This window comes from Paenibacillus hubeiensis, assembly GCF_032334105.1.
In the GTDB taxonomy this organism is placed as follows: domain Bacteria; phylum Bacillota; class Bacilli; order Paenibacillales; family Paenibacillaceae; genus Paenibacillus; species Paenibacillus hubeiensis.
Window position 1 is genome coordinate 72,241 of the sequence record NZ_JAVYAE020000003.1, and the last position, 19,945, is coordinate 92,185.

The following is a 19,945-nucleotide window of genomic DNA, read 5'->3' on the forward strand; positions in this document are numbered from 1 at the left end:
ACGGAAGCACGGCGACATTTCCTTGGTTTCTAGTTGGATGGTGGCATATTATCTAACTTAAAACTCACTTCAAGTACGAGGATTGTTTTTGTCACGGATGAATTTGCGGAATGTAAAGACCAGCTTCAATTTCAGCAAATCGTTCGTTTTTTTGAAGTCCATTTGCAGCAAGCTGCCGATCTTCTCCATGCGATACGTCACCGTGTTGCGATGCACGTACAATCGTTTGGCTGCCTCATTGATCAGACCGTCGTTCTCGATAAAAGATTCCAGCGTGTTCATCAATACCTGATTCGGATCCCCCTCGTGCGCGAGCAGCGGCTCCAACACTTTGTTGCAGTAATTTTCCATGATGTGATCCGGCACATGTTGAAATACATAAGCAAACTCCACCATTTCAAATTGCAGCGCCCGGTCTTTCATCCCGAATCGGCGTGCCAGCTGCCCGGTATCCAGGCATTCTTGGTAAGCTTCGCGCAGCGATTTGGGTTCATGTTTCATTTTGCTGATCCAAAAACGCGGAGCGGAAGCTCCCTTCGCCTCCTGCGCTGCGAGCACGTCAGCAAAACGGTTAAGGAGAAACGCGGATAATTCTTCTCCATAGTCCCTTCCAGTCGGACAAGTGTACAGGGATAGAATGCCGTCTTCGATCTGAAAATGCTGCGAGGACGCAAACTGCATCAGCGGGTTGTACTGCAGCTCGCGGTGAATCTGTTTCAAAAGCTTGCCATCGGCAACTGCGGCAGGCTCCAACGTGGTAAGCACGCATTGGTACGTGCCCTGGAACAGGTAAACGCCTTTGTTTTCGCTAAGCATGTTCAGCTCTTCGATCGTCAGTTTATTGCCCAGATATTGAGTCAGCCATGTGCGCATCTCGTCTTGCACGGTCGGGTTAATGTGTTCCCGATACGTCATATCCATATAGAAGGCAAGCACGTCCGCGGCTTGTTGAAACAATTCTTCCTCAGCCTTGAGCGATAATGCCGAATCCGTGAATACGAGCAGGAAACCGTACTCCTCGTCATTATGCTTGATGGGCACGCGATGGCAGCTCCCTTGATTCCATTTGACGCGGTGCATGACCGATCTCCAAGGCCACCCCTGTACCGCCGAATCCGCAGCAATGCCTTCACTTCCGAAAAGCACATGTCCGCGAGGACCGATTACCGCAAGCGGATGACTCAGGATCGCCGCCAGCTCGGCAAACACGTTGCGATAAGGCTGTTGATGCAGGGCGAATTTCATCAGCCTTTTCTGCTTTTGCATCACCTCGTGCAGCAAACGATGGGAGCGCTCGTGCTCGGCTTTGAACAATGCGTTCATCTGGTCGGAAAATGTGAATTGGAACGGCAATTCCAGCAAAGGCATTCGCAAACGATCCGCTTCTTCGATGATGCCTTGAGGAATGGACTGCCAGAAACGTCCCAGTTTGATGCCAAGCCCAGCACATCCCCGTTCATTCAGGCGCCGCATCAGGCGCAATGCATCCGTTTCGTTGTCCTTCATAATAAAGGCGGTCGTAAACAACATCTCGCCCGATTTGATCCAGTCCGCAATATCCGGAGCATCCATGACGTTGACGGATTTCATCATACGCGAAGTTCCTTCCCCGCCGGCGACCAATTTGGCCTCGGACAGCGGATACACCTGCAAAGCCTCTTTAACCGTGAGCTGCATGGACATTACCTCCCATGTACATTACATTAAAACCATAAACGAATTAGTTTCACTGTCGTTTCCAGGTTGATCTGTAGTTTTGAAAGTAATAAATCGGCTGGAACCATTAATTCTTGTTAAGTATTATAACATCAAATTCCGGATTAAAGCTGACATCCAAAAAAAATACAACCCAAGGGCTGTTCACAGCCATGCTGTGGTAGCTTCTTGGATTGCATATCGTGCAGCGTATTGGTGTAGTTTTTTTCAAGCCCGCATGTTGATCATCCGCCTTGCGTCTGTTCCTTTAACTCCCCAGCCATAATTTCATGCGGGAAATCACTTCGCTCATGTTAAGCGGTTTGCTAATGTAGTCCGAAGCTCCTGCAGCCAGGCATTTATCGCGATCTTCCTTCATCGCCTTGGCAGTCAGCGCAATGATCGGAATTCGCGTCATTCCCAGTCTGTTTCTGATCTGCCGCGTCGCTTCGTACCCGTCCAATTCCGGCATCATGATGTCCATCATGATGATATCCGGCCGAACCTCTCCCCGCTCCAGCATCTCCAGGCATTCATGCCCGTTCTGGGCCGTCGCGATCTTCATGCCGTATTGCTCAAGTGCATTCGCAAGCGCATATACGTTGCGGATGTCATCGTCTACGACGAATACTTCCTTGCCATGAAGCAGCGTTTTCTCCAACGGCGTTAACCAAGGGTCCGTTTTCCAATCGGGTTCTTCGTCCATCGAATTTTGACCCGAACGTTCGGCTGCAGCAGCCGCCTCATTCAAAAATAACCTCGCGCCATGCGCATCTGATGGAGATAACGAAACGACGCCATTGTCCCTGTTCAATGGCAGAATTAGCGAGAACGTGCTCCCTTCGCCGATCCTGCTCGTCACTGAAATGGATCCGCCTAACAGGTTGGCAAGCGACAGGGATATGGACAATCCGAGCCCCGTCCCGCCGTATTTTCGCGCAGTGGCCCCATCTGCTTGTTTGAACGCTTCAAAAATGGGCTGCAGCTGATCTTCATGGATCCCGATCCCCGTATCGCTTACGGAGAAGGAGACAACCTCGGCCGGTTTCCCGTCTTTATGGGAGCCTTCCAAATGCATGCGGGAAATCGTAAGAATTACTTCGCCTTTACTTGTAAACTTGAATGCATTGGAGAGCAAATTCCGCAAAATTTGTTGCAAACGCATCTCGTCGGTTTCAATGTACTCGGGAAGTTCCCCTTGCAATATAACGCGAAAATCAAGCCCTTTTTGTTCCGCCATTTTTTGAAAGTACCGGTACATGGCCTCAGGCAAGTCTGCAATCCTTACGTTACTCCAGGCCATGTCCATTTTGCCGGCTTCAACCTTCGACAGATCCAGAATGTCATTAATCAGGTGCAGCAAATCCTTGCCGGACGCGTGAATGACCGAAGCATATTTCTGTTCTTCCGCATCCAGATGCCCCTGTTTGTTCGCTGCAAGGATTTCGGACAATATAAGCATGCTGTTGAGCGGCGTGCGCAATTCATGAGACATATTCGCCAAAAATTCCGATTTGTACCCCGAACTAGCACGCAATTGCTCTGCCAGAACGGCCATTTCGCTCGCCGATAATTCGGCAGCGCTCTTTTGCTCTTCGAGGCGATCGTTGAGGACGTGAAGTTCCTCGGTCTGCATCTGAAGCTCCTCCGTTTGGGAAGCCATCTCTTCGGTCTGCTGCTGCAACCTCTCCGATTGGGCCTGCAGCTCCTCGTTTAACACTTGGGATTCATCATACAACTGCTGAAGTTCCATGCGCGTCATGACAGAGTGCAGGGATACTCCGAAAATCTCATTCAACTCGCTCAGCACAGCCGCTTGATCCGGAGACAAAGGCTGGAGAGCGGCAATCTCGACGACCGAGATCACTTTGCCTTCGAATAATACGGGAGCTACCGTCAATGAGCGTGCTTCCGCATACCCCAGACCAGAACCGATACGGATATAACCAGGCGGCAGATCATGCAAGTGCAGCATCCGTTTTTCGGCCACGCATTGTCCGACGAGTCCTTCGCCGACATTTAATACGGTTTGATTCGGTTTAAGCAATTCTCCACTTGCGGCGTAGGATGCCAGATTGGTCAACTGTTGATGTTTATTCCAATGATAGAGCACCCCGTAAGGGACCTCCAAAACGATCGACAGGTGGTTCAGGTACAATTGGGACAGCGATTCAAGACTGGCCTGGTTTTGCAGCATCGTGGCCATTGCTGCAATGCGCTCCTTAATCCGATTCTGTTCCTGAACAGTATCCAGAAGCCGGTTGGTTTCCATCCCCAGATCGCCGACTTCGTCCCGCGAACGTACATGAACCCGTTGAGTCAGACTTCCGCCGCGTGAGATGCCGCTGATCGTCTGAATCACTTCTTTCAACGTTTTTACGATATTGCCGGAGATCGCGAGAGCAGCGGCAACGGAAATCGCCGTGATTGCGAACCAGAGGGCGTAAATGACTTTTAACAACACGGAGGAACGATCGGAAAGTTCGGATACGCGGGCATCCGTCAATTGTAACTCCGTATTCCGAAACCGGGTTAATTGGTCGCGAAGAAGATCAATTTCGTTTTTTCCGGGGTCAGCCCGAAAAAAGGCGAGAACTTCGCCTGGACTCCCCTCTTTCTTCAACGCAATCGCAGGTTCCCCCGCAACCTCCAGCCAGCGCTCGATATGGTTCCGAATCATTTCCAGGTTGCGCTGCTGGGTGGGGTTGTCGCCGATCAGTTCATAGAGAAGATTGTAATTCGAATTCCATTCCGAATTGGCCGACCGATAAGGTTCAAGATAATCCTCGTCACCGGTAAGCATATATCCGCGCTGTCCGGTTTCCATGTTCAGCACGTTTTTTTCAATGGCATTGGTCAGATTATGTACTTCAAGATCATGATGGCTAATATAATCGTTTTCTTCCTGTAAAGTATGGATCTGTACCGATAAAACGGAGAGCGAGATACCGAATAACAGGAGTACGACGAGATATCCCAGCAAAATTTTGGAGCGTATCGAGAATCTTTGCATTTTGGGCAGCATGGGGACCTCCAGTGGAACGCACAATATCGCAACCATTGAATTTGGCTGCCGCACCGTAACGTCCAACGACCAAAGTTGGTTGGGAAACGTCGTTCAATGCGCATGCGTATTCTATGGATCCGTATTTTGTGTGAATGCATGTAATTTGGTTAATCATGGTGTAGAACGATCGTTATTCGACGCATCCATGGACTGAAAAACTTTTAAATATCATGGTAAAAGGACCTGCCAACCGCAGGTCCTTCGTAACAAAGATCAACGCCAAGCAAGTTAACCATACCCTTGGCTATGAAATAGATCAGGCTTTGGGTGCGATCATTTTTGCCGGGTCGACGTATTGATCAAATTGCTCTTCGGTCAGCAAACCCGTTTGCAAGGCAGCTTCCTTCAGAGAGAGCCCTTCCTTGTGCGCAAGCTTGGCAATTTTCGCCGCATTCTCATAACCGATGTGCGGGTTTAGCGCAGTGACCAGCATCAGCGAGTTATTCAGGTTATGCTGAATTTGGTCCAGGTTCGGTTCAATGCCAACGGCACATTTGTCATTGAACGCTATGATGGAATCGGCTAACAATTGAACGGATTGCAGGAAGTTATAGATGATGACCGGCTTAAACACGTTCAGCTCGAAATTCCCCTGGCTTGCGGCAAATCCGATGGCAGCATCGTTGCCCATAACCTGCGTAACCACCATCGTCATGGCTTCGCTCTGCGTTGGATTCACTTTACCAGGCATGATCGAGCTGCCCGGCTCATTTTCCGGAATGCGAATCTCGCCCAGACCGCTGCGCGGACCGCTCGCAAGCCAGCGTACGTCATTGGCGATTTTCATGAGGTCTGCCGCAAGCGCTTTTACCGCCCCATGCGCATATACGACTTCGTCATGGCTTGTCAGCGCATGGAATTTGTTCGGAGCAGACACGAAATCCTTGCCGGTATGTTTGCCGATTTCCTTTGCGGTCAGGTCGCCAAAGTCAGGATGGGCATTGATTCCTGTGCCGACAGCGGTGCCCCCGATGGCAAGCTCCTTCATATACTGTACGCTGTCGCGAATCATGCGCTCGCTCTTGTCGAGCATTGCGGACCAGCCGCTGATTTCTTGTCCAAGCGTGATCGGCGTGGCATCCTGCAGATGCGTACGGCCGATTTTGATGATATCCTTGAACGCTTCCGCTTTCTCGTTCAGCGTTTTTTTGAGCACGGCGATCGCCGGGAGCAGCTGATCCTCAACAGCAATGACACCGGCCACATGCAGTGCCGTAGGGAACGTATCGTTCGAGCTTTGGGACATGTTAACGTCATCATTCGGATGCAGGCGCTCTTCTTTGCCTTTTTGCTCCAGCAATCGGTTGCCCAGGTTGGCAATGACCTCGTTCACGTTCATGTTGGACTGGGTGCCGCTTCCGGTTTGCCAAACAACGAGTGGGAAATGGTCATCGATGCGTCCGGCGATAATTTCATCGGCAGCCTCAGCAATGGCCGCTGCTTTATCCGCAGACAGCTTGCCCAGAGAGTGGTTGCTGGCTGCAGCACTTTTTTTCAATATAGCGAGAGCTCGCACAACCTCCATCGGCATCTGTTCGTTCCCGATCGGAAAGTTCTCCTTGCTCCGTTGCGTTTGAGCTCCCCACAGTCTGTCTGCGGGCACTTTCATTTCACCTAGCGTATCTCTCTCAATGCGATATTCCACTTGCTTGTCCTCCTCCGGAAAGATGGTTTCGAGCTTTCCAAATATGAATGATTTCATGGGCAGAGCTTGCGTATCTTGTCATATTATACATGATTGCCGTGCAAACTTTCACCTTTTCGACAAAGATGTAAGCGCATCACAAAAAAGCAAAACTTAGTTGCGTGGACGAATCGGATACAGGCGGCTCGACTGTTCAAACAGTTCCCCTGGCTCCAGGCCGATCAAACCGCTTTCTTCTGCGGGAATTTCAGGCAGGTTTGGTGCGTTTACCAGGTTCATTTGCGGCTCGGGGCAGAAAAATCCGCCTTCCGTGTTGTTGTTCCAGATCATCCAGTGCTTGTATGCCGTTCCCACATCATATACGAGCTTGTCCCCTGTACGCAGGTTGGTCAGCTCCATATAATTGCGGCCATCCTGAGGTTCCGACGTGTAATGATGATCCATCGCCTCGAAGAATGGGCTGACCCCTTCAGCCTTCATTTGCTGCTCTTCCGGTGAAAGCGGTTGAAATTGGCCTGTCGGCAAAGAACGTCCATTCAGTTCGCGGCGTTGTCCAATCGTAATTTTCGCCGTATAGTCGGATGCTGCACTATCCGGTACGAAAGGCACGTTGATCGCCGTATGGAAAGCAAACAGGGCAGGCATGCGTTCTGCACCCTCATTACGTGCTTTCAACTGAATTTGAAGCCCGTCGACGCTAAGAGAGTAGCGCAAGGTTACCGTAAACGTAAACGGCAAATATTTATGGAAAACATGCCCTTCCTTCACTTGCTGGCTCAACAATACATAGCTCTCAAGATCGTCGGAGCCATATCCTTCAACCTTCCATTCGATATCATGCAAAAAGCCGTGCAAATGGTTGCCCGTAGCCGGTTCGTTGACGGGTAACTGGTATACCTTCCCGTCCCAAGGAAAACGTCCGTCTTCGTAACGGTTCGGCGGAGACAACACCGGGATTCCGTATACCGCAGGCGCTGCCTTGAACTCTTCGATCCGTGCCTCATTCGGTTCGCGCAAGTAACGATGGCCGCGCTCCGTATCGCGAAATGCAACCAAATTAGCGCCGATGCTTGGAATAACGGCCGCTTCAAACGCGCCATAATGAAGCCAGATTGCCGGGATGCCCCCGAATTGCCCTTCCACTGCCGAATTCTGTCGTGTCATGGATTATGTACCTCCTGCATTCTAAGGTTATAACTATACGGCTCGACTATATCATGACTTCGTCAAAAATACCAATCTATGATAGAGATTGAACACTCCCACCACTTAGCTTTCGCTTGAAGTGGGGGATTCTTGGGTAATCGAACCTCTTGGTTCGAAGTGGACCAAGCGATCCCTGTGGTCCCCACAGTTCACGGGCGATATGACGATTGATATGGCAACATCCTTAATGTTTCGGGCTGCATTGACATCCCGATCATGGAGGGTCTCGCAGGATGGGCACACCCATTGCCGTACCGAAAGATCTTTCACCTCTCGGTGCAGTGCTCCGCATACATGGCAGGTTTGACTTGTCGGAGCAAATCTATCCGCAATCTTGAGGGTGCGCCCGTACCATTCCGCTTTATACGTGAGCTGCCTTCTGAACTCACTCCAGGACGCATCAGCGATCGATTTGGCCAGCTTGTGATTCTTGAGCATGTTAGAAACTTTTAAGTCCGAGGGTGCTGATCGTTTGGTTTTCACGGATCAGCTTGGTGGACAGCTTGTGCAAAAAGTCATGGCGGATATTCGCCATTCTCTCGTGGATCAGAGCGATCTTCCGTTTGGCTTTTTGCCAATTGAATCCGTCTTTCGTACGCCGGGCCAGCCTCCGCTGCCAGCTTGCCAACTTCTTTTCATATTGGCTCCAGGCTTTTGGATGAGTATCCCGCATACCCTCGGACGATACCGCAAACGTTTTTAGTCCCAGATCGATCCCTACCGACTTCTCGTTATGCGGTAAGGGCTCCATCTCCACTTCACAGACGAGCGAAACAAAATACTTCCCCGCGGCATTTCGCCGTACCGTAGCCGAGAGAATGCGTCCTACACAGGGGCGGGAGTTTGCAAAACGCAGCCACCCCAGCTTGGGGATCTTGAGCTCCCTCCCATTCACAGCGATATTTCCATTCGTATATCGGGTCGTGTAGCTTTGAACCGGATGTTTACGGTTTTTGAAACGCGGAGCCTGCGTCTGCTTCTTGAAAAAACGATCAAAGCTATCGGCTACATGCCGAACAGCCGATTGTAGGGCAATACTGTCCGTTTTTTTCAACCAAGGATGTTCTTGCTTTAGACCTGGAAGCTGAGTGGCACAAGCATGGTACGACAAGCCCTTGCCTGTGGCATCAAACGTATCCTTCCATTGTCCCAGAAAATAGTTGAACACAAAACGGCAACATCCAAACATCTGATGGATTAGCTGCTGCTGTTCACGATTGGGGTAGATCCGATACTTGTATGCTTTATGGAAGAGCATGCCATACACCTCCGTTCCTTGCAGTTATTATAGCACATATGTTCGGTTCTGAATAGAAAAGATGGCGATTCATCCCCCACCTAAAGCTGAGGCTTTTGAGGAGGGAGTCTTCTCACCTTCAGATAAACTCATCCGGCAAAATTAAAGACGGCTGCAGATCATCGCAGGCCGCCGTATGTCACCATTGTAACGGTCAATCCACAAACTTGCCGTGTTCCGGTACGATCTGGTCTTCAAACGTTTCATCCAGCTTCTCTAATGAATCCGTTAACGCCTTTCCGCGAAGCGCATGTCCGTGCCCGGTGATGATGACTTCCGGTTGAAGGCTTCGCAAGCAACTGACCGAGCGATGGGCCGCATCCCAATCTGTCGTAAAATAGGCTGGAGGCCCGTGCATCTGCAAATCCTGCAGAAGCACGTTCCATAACGATTCCTGCTTCACCGTTACGATGGCGTCTCCGGCAATCAGGCAGCGGTCTGCATCCCGGAACAGCGAAATATGTCCCGGCGTATGGCCAGGCGTATGGATCCAGCGCCAGCCAGGAGCTCCGGGCACAGAATGATCTTTTGGCAGGCAGAACACGCGATCGTCCAAATTAATGGCTTCGTTCGGATAGGCAAACGACAATCTGGACATCAGGCCGCCGCCCACGGACGGATCGGCCGGCGGATAATCCTTTTGTCCCGTCAAATAAGGCATTTCCAATGGATGGGCATACACCGGCACTCCCCAAAACTGCTCCAACTCGATTACCGTTCCCACATGGTCGAAATGGCCATGGGTCAGTATAATCGCAGAAGGCGGGCCTGCAAATCTATGTTCTGCAGCCTGTTTGATGTCCTCGGCAAACGACGTCATGCCTGTATCGACAAGAATCCAGTTCCTGCTTCCTTTTTCCCCGACAAACACAACATTGACAAATAGCGTCCGCATACTGAGGATATCGTGCGCGACTTCTTCAAGCCCTGTCATGCCGGATGTAAACCATTGGTCTAATGACATACACGCTTACCTCCTCTTCAGGCGATCGTGACCCGGATTGCGTTGCTCTGTCGTAGACTTCCCTTTTTGCAACAGTTCATTCGAAGCATCAAAAAAACAGACGATGCATGCCAAGTACAGGCACACACCGTCTAGTATAGTCTGTTCAACACGGGGTTAGAACCAATTTCATCCAAAATCAAGCAGGATATGCATCCAAAGCGGCATCCAGCAGCATGTTATAAAGATCGTCATCGTTCTCCAGCAGCTCGTCCATGCGCAGCAATTCCTCTTCATCCCCGGACTCTTCCGTGAAATGCAAACTGTAATCCCAGTCCTTTCCGTTCTTGCTCATAAACGTAATTTCGTAAAGGGACTTATCGCCCTCTGCCCGAAATACCGTACTTCCCACAAACATCATCTCGTCGCCGCGATGCATTTCGGCGGAAACAATCACAACATTCACCGTCATTCTCTCCTTTTGCTCTCTGGTCTTGCGCCAGTTCACCGCATTTTGTTCAAATGGGGTTTGGTAATTATTATTGGTTAATTGTACAATATATATTGTAGCAACGTATACCTTAATTAATGAAGGAACCATTCCTTACATACACTTAATGGGGACGCAACACTTGAGCTACAACATTTCTATCATACTGGAGGAGAACATAGCATGAACTCATTTGAAAAAAAACTGCAGCAATATGCTGCTCTGGCCGTCCAAGTCGGCGTCAATGTCCATCAGGGACAAACGTTGGTCGTAAACGCTCCGATCTCGGCCGCGCATTTCGTGCGTCTCATCGTTAAAGAAGCTTACAGCGTGGGCGCCAAGCTCGTAAAGGTCAACTGGAGCGATGAAACAGTGACCCGCATCCACTATGATTTGGCCCCGGACGAAGCGTTCTCGATCGAACCGAAGTGGTTTGCCGGTGAAATGACCGAACTCGTGGAAAATGGCGCAGCCGTACTGCACGTCATCGCCGAGAACCCGGACCTGCTGAACGGCGTTCCGCAGGAACGCATCGTCACGACGCAAAAGGTGCGCGCCAAAGCGCTGGAGAAATACCGCGAGTATCAAATGGCCGACAAATTCAGTTGGTCCATCGTGGCCGTACCGTCTGCGGAATGGGCTGCCAAAGTATTCCCGGATCTGCCTGAAAACGAACAAGTCGAAAAATTGTGGGACGTTATTTTCAAAACCGTTCGAATCGGCGAACAGGATGCCGTTGCCGAATGGAAGAGCCATTTGCAAAACCTCGACTCCCGCGCGGACCTGCTGAATTCGAAAAAATACAAAAAATTGCATTATACCGCACCTGGAACGGATCTGACGATCGAGCTTCCGGAAGGACATCTGTGGGTATCCGGCGGCAGCATCAATGAACAAGGACATGTTTTCGTCGCAAACATGCCAACAGAGGAAGTATTTACGGCTCCGCTCAAAACCGGAGTTAACGGCACCGTTCGCAGCACAAAACCACTGAGCTATGGCGGTAATTTGATCGACGGTTTCTCCATTACATTCGAAAACGGGCGGATCGTGGATTATACGGCCGAACAAGGACTGGAAGCATTGAAAAGCCTGGTCGAAATGGACGAGGGTGCTCATTACCTTGGCGAAGTGGCTCTAGTGCCGCATCAATCGCCGATTTCCGATACAAATATTTTGTTCTTCAACACCTTGTTTGACGAAAATGCATCGAACCATCTCGCCATCGGCAATGCCTATGCGTTCTGTCTGGAAGGCGGTAAAACGATGTCTCAGCAGCAATTGGCGGAAAGCGGGTTGAATTCCAGTCTGACTCATGTCGACTTTATGATTGGTTCGGGCGAAATGGACATCAACGGCGTGACTGCGGACGGAACGGAAGAACCGATCTTCCGTAAAGGCAACTGGGCTTTCTGAATCATGATCGAATAGCTTGGAGAGGAGCTCGCCTCCTCTCTATTTTTGTCTTTCGATGTGACCGGAAGACCAAATAGAAAAAGAGAGGCGGAAAACAGAAAATGTTGACGTTTGAACAAAAATTGGACCGTTACGCCGAACTGGCCGTTAAAGTCGGGGCGAACGTACAGCCTGGACAAGTGTTTGTCATCAATGCCATGATTGATGCTGCTGAATTCGTGCATCTATTGACACGAAAAGGATACGAAGCCGGCGCCAAACAGGTCATCGTGAAATATTCGGACGAAACCGTCAATCGGCTGAGATTGGAAAAGGCTGACGAAGCCGTGCTGGAGGAACCTCCAGTATGGCATGCTCGGGAAGTGCAGGAACTGGCTGAAAACAATGCGGTCTTCCTCACGGTGCTCTCTTCCGGGCCGGATGCCATGAAAGGCATTGATCCGAAGCGCATCGCCGCCCATCAGCGCGCCTTCGGTCAAGCCATGTCCACCTACAGACGATATTTGCAAGCCGACAAAATGAGCTGGACCGGCGTTGCATGCCCTTCTCGGGCCTGGGCAACCAAGGTATTTCCCGGCCTTCCTGCCGAGGATTCGGTAGCCCGGCTGTGGGATGCGATTTTTGCCGCAGTGCGAGCCGATCAGGAAGATCCCGTGCAAGCCTGGGAACAGCATATTGCACGACTCGACAGTAAAGCCTCGGTGCTGAACGGCAAAAAATACCGTGCACTGCATTTCATTTCCCCAGGTACCGACCTGACGGTGGAACTGCCCGAAGGTCATATTTGGGCGCAGGCTGGAAGCGTAAACGAAAAAGGCACCCCTTTCGTCGCCAACATTCCTACCGAAGAAGTCTACACCGCTCCCCTCAGAACAGGGGTCAACGGCACGGTAACCAGCACGAAACCGCTGAGCTACGGCGGCAACATCATTGACCGGTTTACGCTAACGTTCCAAAACGGGCGTATAGTCCAATATCATGCGGAAGAAGGTCAGGAATCGTTGGAGAGGCTGATTCATATGGATGAGGGATCCCGTTATTTAGGAGAAGTCGCTCTTGTTCCGTATCATTCTCCGATCTCGGAGAGCGGAATTTTGTATTATACCACGCTGTACGACGAGAATGCCTCATGCCACCTTGCCATTGGCAGCTCTTACGCTTCCAATCTGGAAGGCGGTAAAACGATGTCTCCCGAGGAACTTGCAGCCCGCGGCATGAATTCAAGCATGACTCATGTCGACTTCATGATGGGTTCGCCTGAAACGAGCATTTACGGCATCACGGCTAACGGCGATCGAGAGCCGGTATTCCTCAACGGGGATTGGGCTTTCTGAGAGCATCGGTTTCCGTTTTTCTTCCCGGCTGTCCTGCCCCACGTAGCCTTGCGGCCATGGAGCAGGATGGCTTTTTTTGGATGCAGCCGGACATGTTCCATTTGCTTGTCTACCCATTGTAAGCCTTCCATATCATGTTGTAAAATGTAAGGATACCAATGTTTGTGGACTGTTCGCCAGAAAGGAGAACATCATGGCCAATCGGCTTCAATTATTGTTAGCTTCCGATTTTCACCATTTGAGCCCTGCACTGCAGGAAGAAGTATATTACGAATATTACAATATGGTTCATGGACTCATTGTATATATGATCAAGGAATACAGCGCTGCTGAAGACATTATCCAGGAAGCCTTCATCAAAATTATTAAAAACAAGCCGGTTTTCGAGGATGAAGCCAAATTGAAGGCATGGCTGAAAGTAGTAACCCGGAATACGGCCATTAATTATTTGAGAAAAAATAAAAAAAACCGTAACCAGTTGGATGTAGACGGTGTTTTTATAGATATGGAGGCGATGAATCAAACAAGCGCATCGGTTGAAACGACCGTTGAAACGCAGATGATGCAGGAATCGATCGAACATTATCTGGCCCAGCTCAAACCTGAATACCGGGTGCTGGTGGAAATGCGCTGGAAGCAAGGCTTGTCCTATCGGGAAATGGCCGATCTGTTGGATACATCCGAGGAAATCGTTAAACAGCGCCTGTTTAGAGCCAGGGGCAGTATCAAGAAGCAATTACATAAGGAATGGGGTGGAAACGTTGAGCAAAGGCAAATTCGATAAACAGAACCATCAATATGCGGAACTTGATGATGAATTTTTTGATGCAGCTTTTGACGCCGCGTTTGACCAAGCTTTCGAGCAAGCGACTTCTGCCCCAGCGAGTTTAAAAGGCAACAATGACGTTACAGAGAATATGCGCGATTCCTGGCTCAAGGTACAGCGAGAAATCAACAAAATGGGCAAACAGAGAAAAAGAATGCGGACGCTGAAACTGTCAGGAGTAGTGGCAGCTTCGATTATGCTAGGTGCCGTCATTTTCAGCATGCCTACAGGCATGCAGGCGGTTTCCCCTTTTGTACAGACGATGAAAGACTGGGGAAATGGGGTAAAGTCCATCATTATTCAGGATCGTTCGAACGATTTGATGACTCCAGATCCATCGCATGCCAAGACAGCACCGCCACCTGAACGTGGAATTGATGAAGCTCCGCAAATCTTCCCGAGTGAAGAGCAGGATCAGCCCAATATGGACGCAGAAGCGGAAACTTCCCAGGTGTTTGTCCCGGTCGAAGTAACGGAGGAAGAAGCCCGCTCGGGATTCATTGGGGACTTCTTGCTATCGAATGCAATCCCCGAGCGGTTTACTGATGTTACGTTTGAACTGTTGCTGGATCGGGATCGGCCTGCAAATTCACCTGATCCGGAGAAATCGGATCACATGAGAGTCCGTTATTCCGGTACAGACAAGGATGGTAAAGAGGAAGTGATCCAATTCGACTATGTATGGATCTATCCCGGACAGATTGTCGAAGGTCCAATGTTAAGAGAAACAAGCATTGTTGATTTAAAGGATGGCAGTGAAGCATTTATGTCCCTTGGACCGCCTTATAATACGTTTCAATGGATGATGGGGTCAACCAACGTAAGCTTGTTTGGCACCGTTAGCGAGGAAGAAATGTTGGCCATTGCCAATGACCTGCAGAAACAACGTTTTCCTTCTACCAATCCTTAGCTTGGATTAGAAAAGCGTACTTGGAGAGGTATGTGTTGTCGTTTCGGTAGTGGAGCCGTCACGTACCGTATGTGTGCTTACCACGCGATAATAATATCCGGTGATCACCGTCCAGCTTGACTTTGCATTTAAGACCGATACGTTTGTTGCCGAGTCGGAATCCGAGCGATACGTCACCCAGCTTGTTCCTGTCCAGCGTTCAAGACGATAGTCTACCTTGATCGAGCTCATTTTCTGATAGGTCGAGGTCGTCGTAGCTACGACTGCAGTAAGTCCCCCTCCGGGAGTTACCGCACCAACCGCATTATAAATGTATTTCAGTTGAGCTAAACTCTGAATGTTATGGTACTCTGGTGGAGGTGCTGTGAGAGCGACCGGCGCTTGTACAGATGGCTGGATCTCCGCAGCCGCCTCTACGTTGGCAGCAGGAATTGTAAATACTGCTGGTACAATTATCGCTGCAGCAAGGGTTGCTTTCAAAATCGGGTGCAAGTTCTTTGTCAACATTCGGTTTTCCTCCAATTCCATAGTTTGGGATAATCATAGTTATTTAACGAATCAAGCATAATAAAGGTTTCAAAATAATGCCTTAACTTTTTTACAGCATTTTATGTATTCTCTCGTTCCTTCATAAAAAAAGCTGCACAGTGGCGTCTAGTGATACGCTCCCACTGTGCAGCTTTTATTTTTATACTTGCCATCCGGTAACCTTTAGCATGACGTCAGCAAAGCAGCCCAGGGTCTTATGCTCCCTCCCCTTCGGAGAGCTGCTCCAGTCTGATCGCGCTAACGCGGGAGATTCGTTTATGCTCGGTTTCCTGAATGACAAATACATAACCGTCGTATTCTGCCGATTGCCCGACTTCCGGAGGGATCGTCTGTACTCTTGAGTACAGCCATCCTCCAATCGTATCGTAATCGTCATGATCCATTTCCAAACCCAACAGTCCATTGACCTCTTCAATCAGCATCAGGCCGTCAATGGAGTATTCCGTCTCACCAACCTTCACAAAGGCAGGACGCTCTTGGTCGAACTCATCCTGAATCTCGCCCACGATCTCTTCCATGATATCCTCAAGGGTAACCAGACCGGAGGTACCTCCGTATTCATCAATAAGGATGGCAATCTGGTTTTTGCTGCGCTGCATGCGTTTGAGGAGCTCGCTGATCGGCGTGGATTCCGGCACGGCGAGAATAGGCCTGATAATGGAGATGGTGTCCGTAAGCTGGGAACGCATCAAGTCTTTGATATGGATAAAACCGATAATATGGTCTTTATCGCCATTATAGACCGGATAGCGGGTTCGCATGCTTTCACTGGCAATCTCCAAATTTTCAAGCATGGACTGATTGGCGTTCAGACAGATCATTTCCGTCCGCGGAATCATGATTTCACGGGCGGTTGTTGCCGTAAAATCGAATATATTATCAACAAGCGCCAATTCAGTATTGTCAATTAAACCGCTCTTATTGCTTTCTTTCATCAGAATACGTAGTTCATCTTCGCTATGGGCCTCATCAAGTTCGGATACCGGGGCCATGCGGAACGCTTTGAGCAAGCTGTTGGCCATGCCATTTAGTGCCCAGATGAACGGATACATCAGTTTGTAAAAATACGTCAGCAATGCCGCAGACCACAACGTAATCGTCTCGGACTTGCGGATTGCCATCGTTTTGGGAGCAAGTTCCCCCAGTACGATATGCAAAATCGTTATGATAACAAAAGCAATCACGATCGAGATTCCATGTACATAGATCGGACCTAGTCCAAATGCGGTAAACATCGGCTCAAGCAGATGTGCAATGGCAGGTTCCCCCAGCCATCCCAACCCAAGCGAGGCCAACGTAATGCCCAATTGGCAAGCGGACAAATAAGCATCGAGATTGTTCACGATATTGGAGGCATAAACTGCCTTTTTGTTTCCTGCTTCCACCAAAGCTTCAATCCGGCTGCCGCGCACCTTCACCATGGCAAATTCAGCCGAGACAAAAAAGCCATTCATCAGCACCAAAAATGCAATTGCTAACAAGTTTAAAATACTCGGTAAGGGGTCACTCAAATGTTCATCCTATTCGCCGTCACTCTTCGGCAAATAGGTCCACCTCCTTCGAAATTGTAGGATATTAACCGTTCTGCCGTTCATCCACCGCTTCAACTTCCCAATGGATTCACCTCCCTTGCTTTTAGCAATATAGCAAACATATGCTTCTTTTATTATATAACTCTAAGCTACACAGTCAATCCATGTCCTATGACAGAGAATCGACGCAAACAAGCTCTTCATTTTACATTTCCCTGATATTCACGAGAGCGCCAATTTCCGGATCCCATCTCCAATCCGAGGATTTGCCTGCTCCCGTCATGATTCCGCCGATCCACCATTCATCGGTCCAGAGTGCTGCCCCGTCCCTTTCGCCATGCAGCACCCTTTCACCCAGCTCCGTCAAAGCCAGGACGGCGAACCGGAATGATTCGTCCTGCTGGCGAAAATTCGGAAACGCTTTTGCTCCCTCCACATGCAGCAGAGCATGGGGTCCGTCAGCCATTCTCCGCAAATGTGCCCAATATTGTAAATCCCCCAGACCAAGCAGGTGAAGTTTCTCGGAAACTTGCTGGAATACGTCAAATGGATGAACCGTCCCGTTTTTCACGATTTCCAGGGTCGTCTGTTCGATCATTCCAAGCCCGTTGGCGGTGGAAGGCAGTCGCGACAAATGGGCCTGAAAGGCCGCTTGCGCATATGGGAGTGCAGCTTTGTCTTCCAGCAAATACCGGGCATGATCCTGTGGATCAGGGGACACATACGCTTCCCAGAAACGGCGTCCGGCCTCCATCTCCTCTTCCTCTATTACATGCCAAGTTCCCGACAAACGTTCGATCTGCACGGGCGTGAGCTGTCCAAGTCCCCGAAAACGGGAAATCTCCGGATGGGAATCCAGGCATAACAAATGGAGTTTCGCCTGATTTGCTCCTTTTTCATGAAGAACATGCAGCAAATAAGAAAGCATCGTCTGGTCGTATAGATCGTATTCAAACCATAGAACCACTTCCCGATGGCGATCCAACGAATCCAGTTTTTGTTCCAGCTCACGAATCTTCATGTATTCCGACTTCGGAATGCCCAATTGCGCTTCCAAATAGTCTGCACGGCGTGCTCGTTCGTTTCTTTTGCTCATATCGGGAAATACGGGACCGAACGTATACAGCTCGCGCCAAGCGACGACCTCTCCCTGGATTCCGCTCCGCCGGATTCGATCCGCCGCATGATCGCCGTTCGTGATATGAAGCATGTGTTTTCCTCCCTCATACAGTTCATTGAATACATTTAACATGTCGGTTACGGGTAATGAATGCCTAAGCTTTGCCCGGGCATCGTACAGTCTTTTTTTCAAAGCCGATACGGACACGTTCAGCGCATCCGAGATTTCTTTTAGGGAGTAACCCTGAAAATAAAACATATGGACTACCCTGCTCAAGGCCGACGGCAAATCGTCAATCGAATCATGCAGGCTCCGATATTTTTCGTTCAACAGCGCCTGCTCTTCCGGATTATGCCGCAAGCCGCGGTCCAAGTCCACATGCAGCAGCTCGGTGATCGGTACGACCGTATGTTGTTTACGTCTTTCGTGCCGATGGCACTGCCTCTCCACGATGACTTTGAACCATCCGGGAAAAGCTTCCGGCTTGTCCAGTTTACCCAAGTTTGCAAAAGCCTCGGCGAACGCTTCTTGAACCACATCTTCTGCCCACAGCATGCTCCCCAACCGGCGTCGCGCTACCGCAAGGGCCATTCCCCGATATTGCTTCATTAATTGTTCCTGAGCTTCCGCTTTTCCCTCGATGGCAGCTTCGATCCATGACTTCAATGATGTCTGCTCCTTCCAATGGTTTGTTCCGTTCTACTAATTAAGTGCCATCTTATCACATTAAGGTTACTTTTAAATGTTTCGAAAAAAAGAACCGGCTCTTTGCGACGAATGCCGCATCGAAACGGTTCTTGGTTATGTCCTTTGGTATTGATTTATCGCGTACGCGGATTAGTATCTGCTTGGCGCTTGAGGAACGTTGCCGATCACGCCAGGGTATTGATAAGTAAGCGGCTCATCGAATGTTGCATAATCGAAGTTCACCATAAGCAGCATGATGCGTTTGCCTGTTTTTGGATCACTGATAATGATATGGTCCCGGCCGGCCGCTTCGATGATGCCTTGGAAAATGCGGGCGTTCCATTCTTTGTTTCCTTCATAGGTCATGTAGAACGTACCGAATTTGCCGAGATTCAGGCGCAAAATGTTCTCGATGTAAGACTGCTCGAACTGGGGAGCCGTTGTTGTGACTACGCCGCCGGCAGGTGTCATGGGCGCTCCGCTGGAAACAAGCGGCGGCACGCTGGTAGCCGTTGGAGACACCATGGTTGGAGTCGGCGAAACGGAAGACATGCCCGGTGCGGGTGACATGGAGGTCATACCCGGCGTCGGCGACATGGAAGGCATGCCATTCCCCGTTTTGTACGCGGATAATCCTTGCACCTGAGAATTGGCTTGTTGGCCATAGGCCGGAGATTGCATGGTTGGTTGATAAGGTTGGTTAATCATGTTAATTCCTCCCCAAATTTAATATACACTCGGACAATCTTCGCCAGTCGGACTGAAGAAACAGTGTGCCTTGAATCGTCCCGTATTTTGCTGGTTAAACCAGGTTGGCGGACATTCGCCTGCCGGACGGAAGAACCAAAGCGAATTGCTGGCCGGCCAGATTCGTTCGCCATTGATGACGCGCTGGGCCAGGCGAATTTCGGATTGCCTTGCACGCTGATAAAAGTAGCCTTTTTGCGTGGATTCAAAGCCTCCGGGATTCTGAAATACCATACGGTTGATGTCCCTGATGTCGGCAAAATCCAGGCAATCTGCCAACACTCTGTTGACGCCGACATTGCCTACCATAAGCATACCCTGATCGCCATCACCTTCGGCTTCGGCTCTCATCAGTCGCGCAAGCAGCCTGACGTCGTTCGTATTGGCCTTGATTACAGCCATTACCGTTCCCTCCCTCGTTGAGCTCTTCATCACCGTATATCGTATTGTGCGGATGCCCATTTTGTGACACGATCGGCAC

The 19,945-nt window shown here is 49.9% G+C and carries 15 protein-coding genes and 1 pseudogene; 4 read left to right on the forward strand and 12 right to left on the reverse strand.

The window, feature by feature from the left end:
• Positions 1 to 69: 69 nt before the first annotated feature.
• The 7 genes and pseudogenes from RSX24_RS10500 to RSX24_RS10530 all read right to left on the reverse strand — a co-directional run bounded on the left by RSX24_RS10500 (position 70) and on the right by RSX24_RS10530 (position 10,319).
• On the reverse strand, positions 70 to 1,677 hold the full coding sequence (locus tag RSX24_RS10500) for a PucR family transcriptional regulator (protein WP_339278278.1): 1,608 nt from the start codon (positions 1,675 to 1,677) through the stop codon (positions 70 to 72).
• A gap of 286 nt (positions 1,678 to 1,963) precedes the next feature.
• Positions 1,964 to 4,720 (reverse strand): CHASE3 domain-containing protein, encoded by a 2,757-nt coding sequence (locus RSX24_RS10505; RefSeq protein WP_343260539.1) that lies wholly within the window; start codon positions 4,718 to 4,720, stop codon positions 1,964 to 1,966.
• Between the two features lie 298 nt (positions 4,721 to 5,018).
• Positions 5,019 to 6,407 (reverse strand): class II fumarate hydratase, encoded by a 1,389-nt coding sequence (gene fumC / locus RSX24_RS10510; RefSeq protein ID WP_236414218.1) that lies wholly within the window; start codon positions 6,405 to 6,407, stop codon positions 5,019 to 5,021.
• 153 nt (positions 6,408 to 6,560) lie between these two features.
• Positions 6,561 to 7,571 carry an aldose 1-epimerase gene (locus tag RSX24_RS10515; RefSeq protein WP_343260540.1) on the reverse strand — a complete coding sequence of 337 codons (1,011 nt, stop codon included), beginning with the start codon at positions 7,569 to 7,571 and terminating at the stop codon, positions 6,561 to 6,563.
• Between the two features lie 213 nt (positions 7,572 to 7,784).
• Positions 7,785 to 8,871 (reverse strand): annotated as a pseudogene (gene tnpB, locus RSX24_RS10520) (IS200/IS605 family element RNA-guided endonuclease TnpB); the annotation flags it as partial.
• A gap of 193 nt (positions 8,872 to 9,064) precedes the next feature.
• Entirely contained in the window at positions 9,065 to 9,874 is an 810-nt protein-coding gene (locus tag RSX24_RS10525; protein ID WP_343260541.1) for an MBL fold metallo-hydrolase, read from the reverse strand.
• Between the two features lie 178 nt (positions 9,875 to 10,052).
• Complete coding sequence (locus RSX24_RS10530; RefSeq protein WP_343260542.1) at positions 10,053 to 10,319, reverse strand: hypothetical protein; 267 nt, start codon at positions 10,317 to 10,319, stop codon at positions 10,053 to 10,055.
• 207 nt (positions 10,320 to 10,526) lie between these two features.
• On the opposite strand from RSX24_RS10530, the gene RSX24_RS10535 reads away from it, so the two are divergent.
• The 4 genes from RSX24_RS10535 to RSX24_RS10550 all read left to right on the forward strand — a co-directional run bounded on the left by RSX24_RS10535 (position 10,527) and on the right by RSX24_RS10550 (position 14,829).
• Positions 10,527 to 11,759 carry an aminopeptidase gene (locus RSX24_RS10535; RefSeq protein ID WP_339278276.1) on the forward strand — a complete coding sequence of 411 codons (1,233 nt, stop codon included), beginning with the start codon at positions 10,527 to 10,529 and terminating at the stop codon, positions 11,757 to 11,759.
• Positions 11,760 to 11,860: 101 nt separating this feature from the next.
• Positions 11,861 to 13,093, forward strand: a complete 1,233-nt coding sequence (locus tag RSX24_RS10540; protein WP_343260543.1) for an aminopeptidase — start codon at positions 11,861 to 11,863, stop codon at positions 13,091 to 13,093.
• A 193-nt stretch (positions 13,094 to 13,286) separates the two neighbouring features.
• Positions 13,287 to 13,877, forward strand: coding sequence for an RNA polymerase sigma factor (locus tag RSX24_RS10545; RefSeq protein WP_236414207.1), 591 nt, complete (start codon positions 13,287 to 13,289; stop codon positions 13,875 to 13,877).
• Positions 13,855 to 14,829, forward strand: coding sequence for a hypothetical protein (locus RSX24_RS10550; RefSeq protein WP_343260544.1), 975 nt, complete (start codon positions 13,855 to 13,857; stop codon positions 14,827 to 14,829). Before RSX24_RS10545 ends, RSX24_RS10550 begins: the two co-directional genes overlap by 23 nt.
• Before the next feature lie 6 nt (positions 14,830 to 14,835).
• On the opposite strand, the gene RSX24_RS10555 is transcribed toward RSX24_RS10550, so the two are convergent.
• From RSX24_RS10555 to RSX24_RS10575, 5 genes are all read right to left on the reverse strand, one after another.
• On the reverse strand, positions 14,836 to 15,336 hold the full coding sequence (locus tag RSX24_RS10555) for a hypothetical protein (RefSeq protein ID WP_343260545.1): 501 nt from the start codon (positions 15,334 to 15,336) through the stop codon (positions 14,836 to 14,838).
• 236 nt (positions 15,337 to 15,572) lie between these two features.
• On the reverse strand, positions 15,573 to 16,889 hold the full coding sequence (locus RSX24_RS10560) for a hemolysin family protein (RefSeq protein WP_438286802.1): 1,317 nt from the start codon (positions 16,887 to 16,889) through the stop codon (positions 15,573 to 15,575).
• Positions 16,890 to 17,115: 226 nt separating this feature from the next.
• Complete coding sequence (locus RSX24_RS10565; protein ID WP_343260546.1) at positions 17,116 to 18,696, reverse strand: sigma-70 family RNA polymerase sigma factor; 1,581 nt, start codon at positions 18,694 to 18,696, stop codon at positions 17,116 to 17,118.
• Positions 18,697 to 18,867: 171 nt separating this feature from the next.
• Complete coding sequence (gerQ, locus tag RSX24_RS10570) at positions 18,868 to 19,314, reverse strand: spore coat protein GerQ (protein ID WP_438286819.1); 447 nt, start codon at positions 19,312 to 19,314, stop codon at positions 18,868 to 18,870.
• Positions 19,315 to 19,443: 129 nt separating this feature from the next.
• Entirely contained in the window at positions 19,444 to 19,866 is a 423-nt protein-coding gene (locus tag RSX24_RS10575; protein ID WP_236414199.1) for a cell wall hydrolase, read from the reverse strand.
• Positions 19,867 to 19,945: the final 79 nt, after the last annotated feature.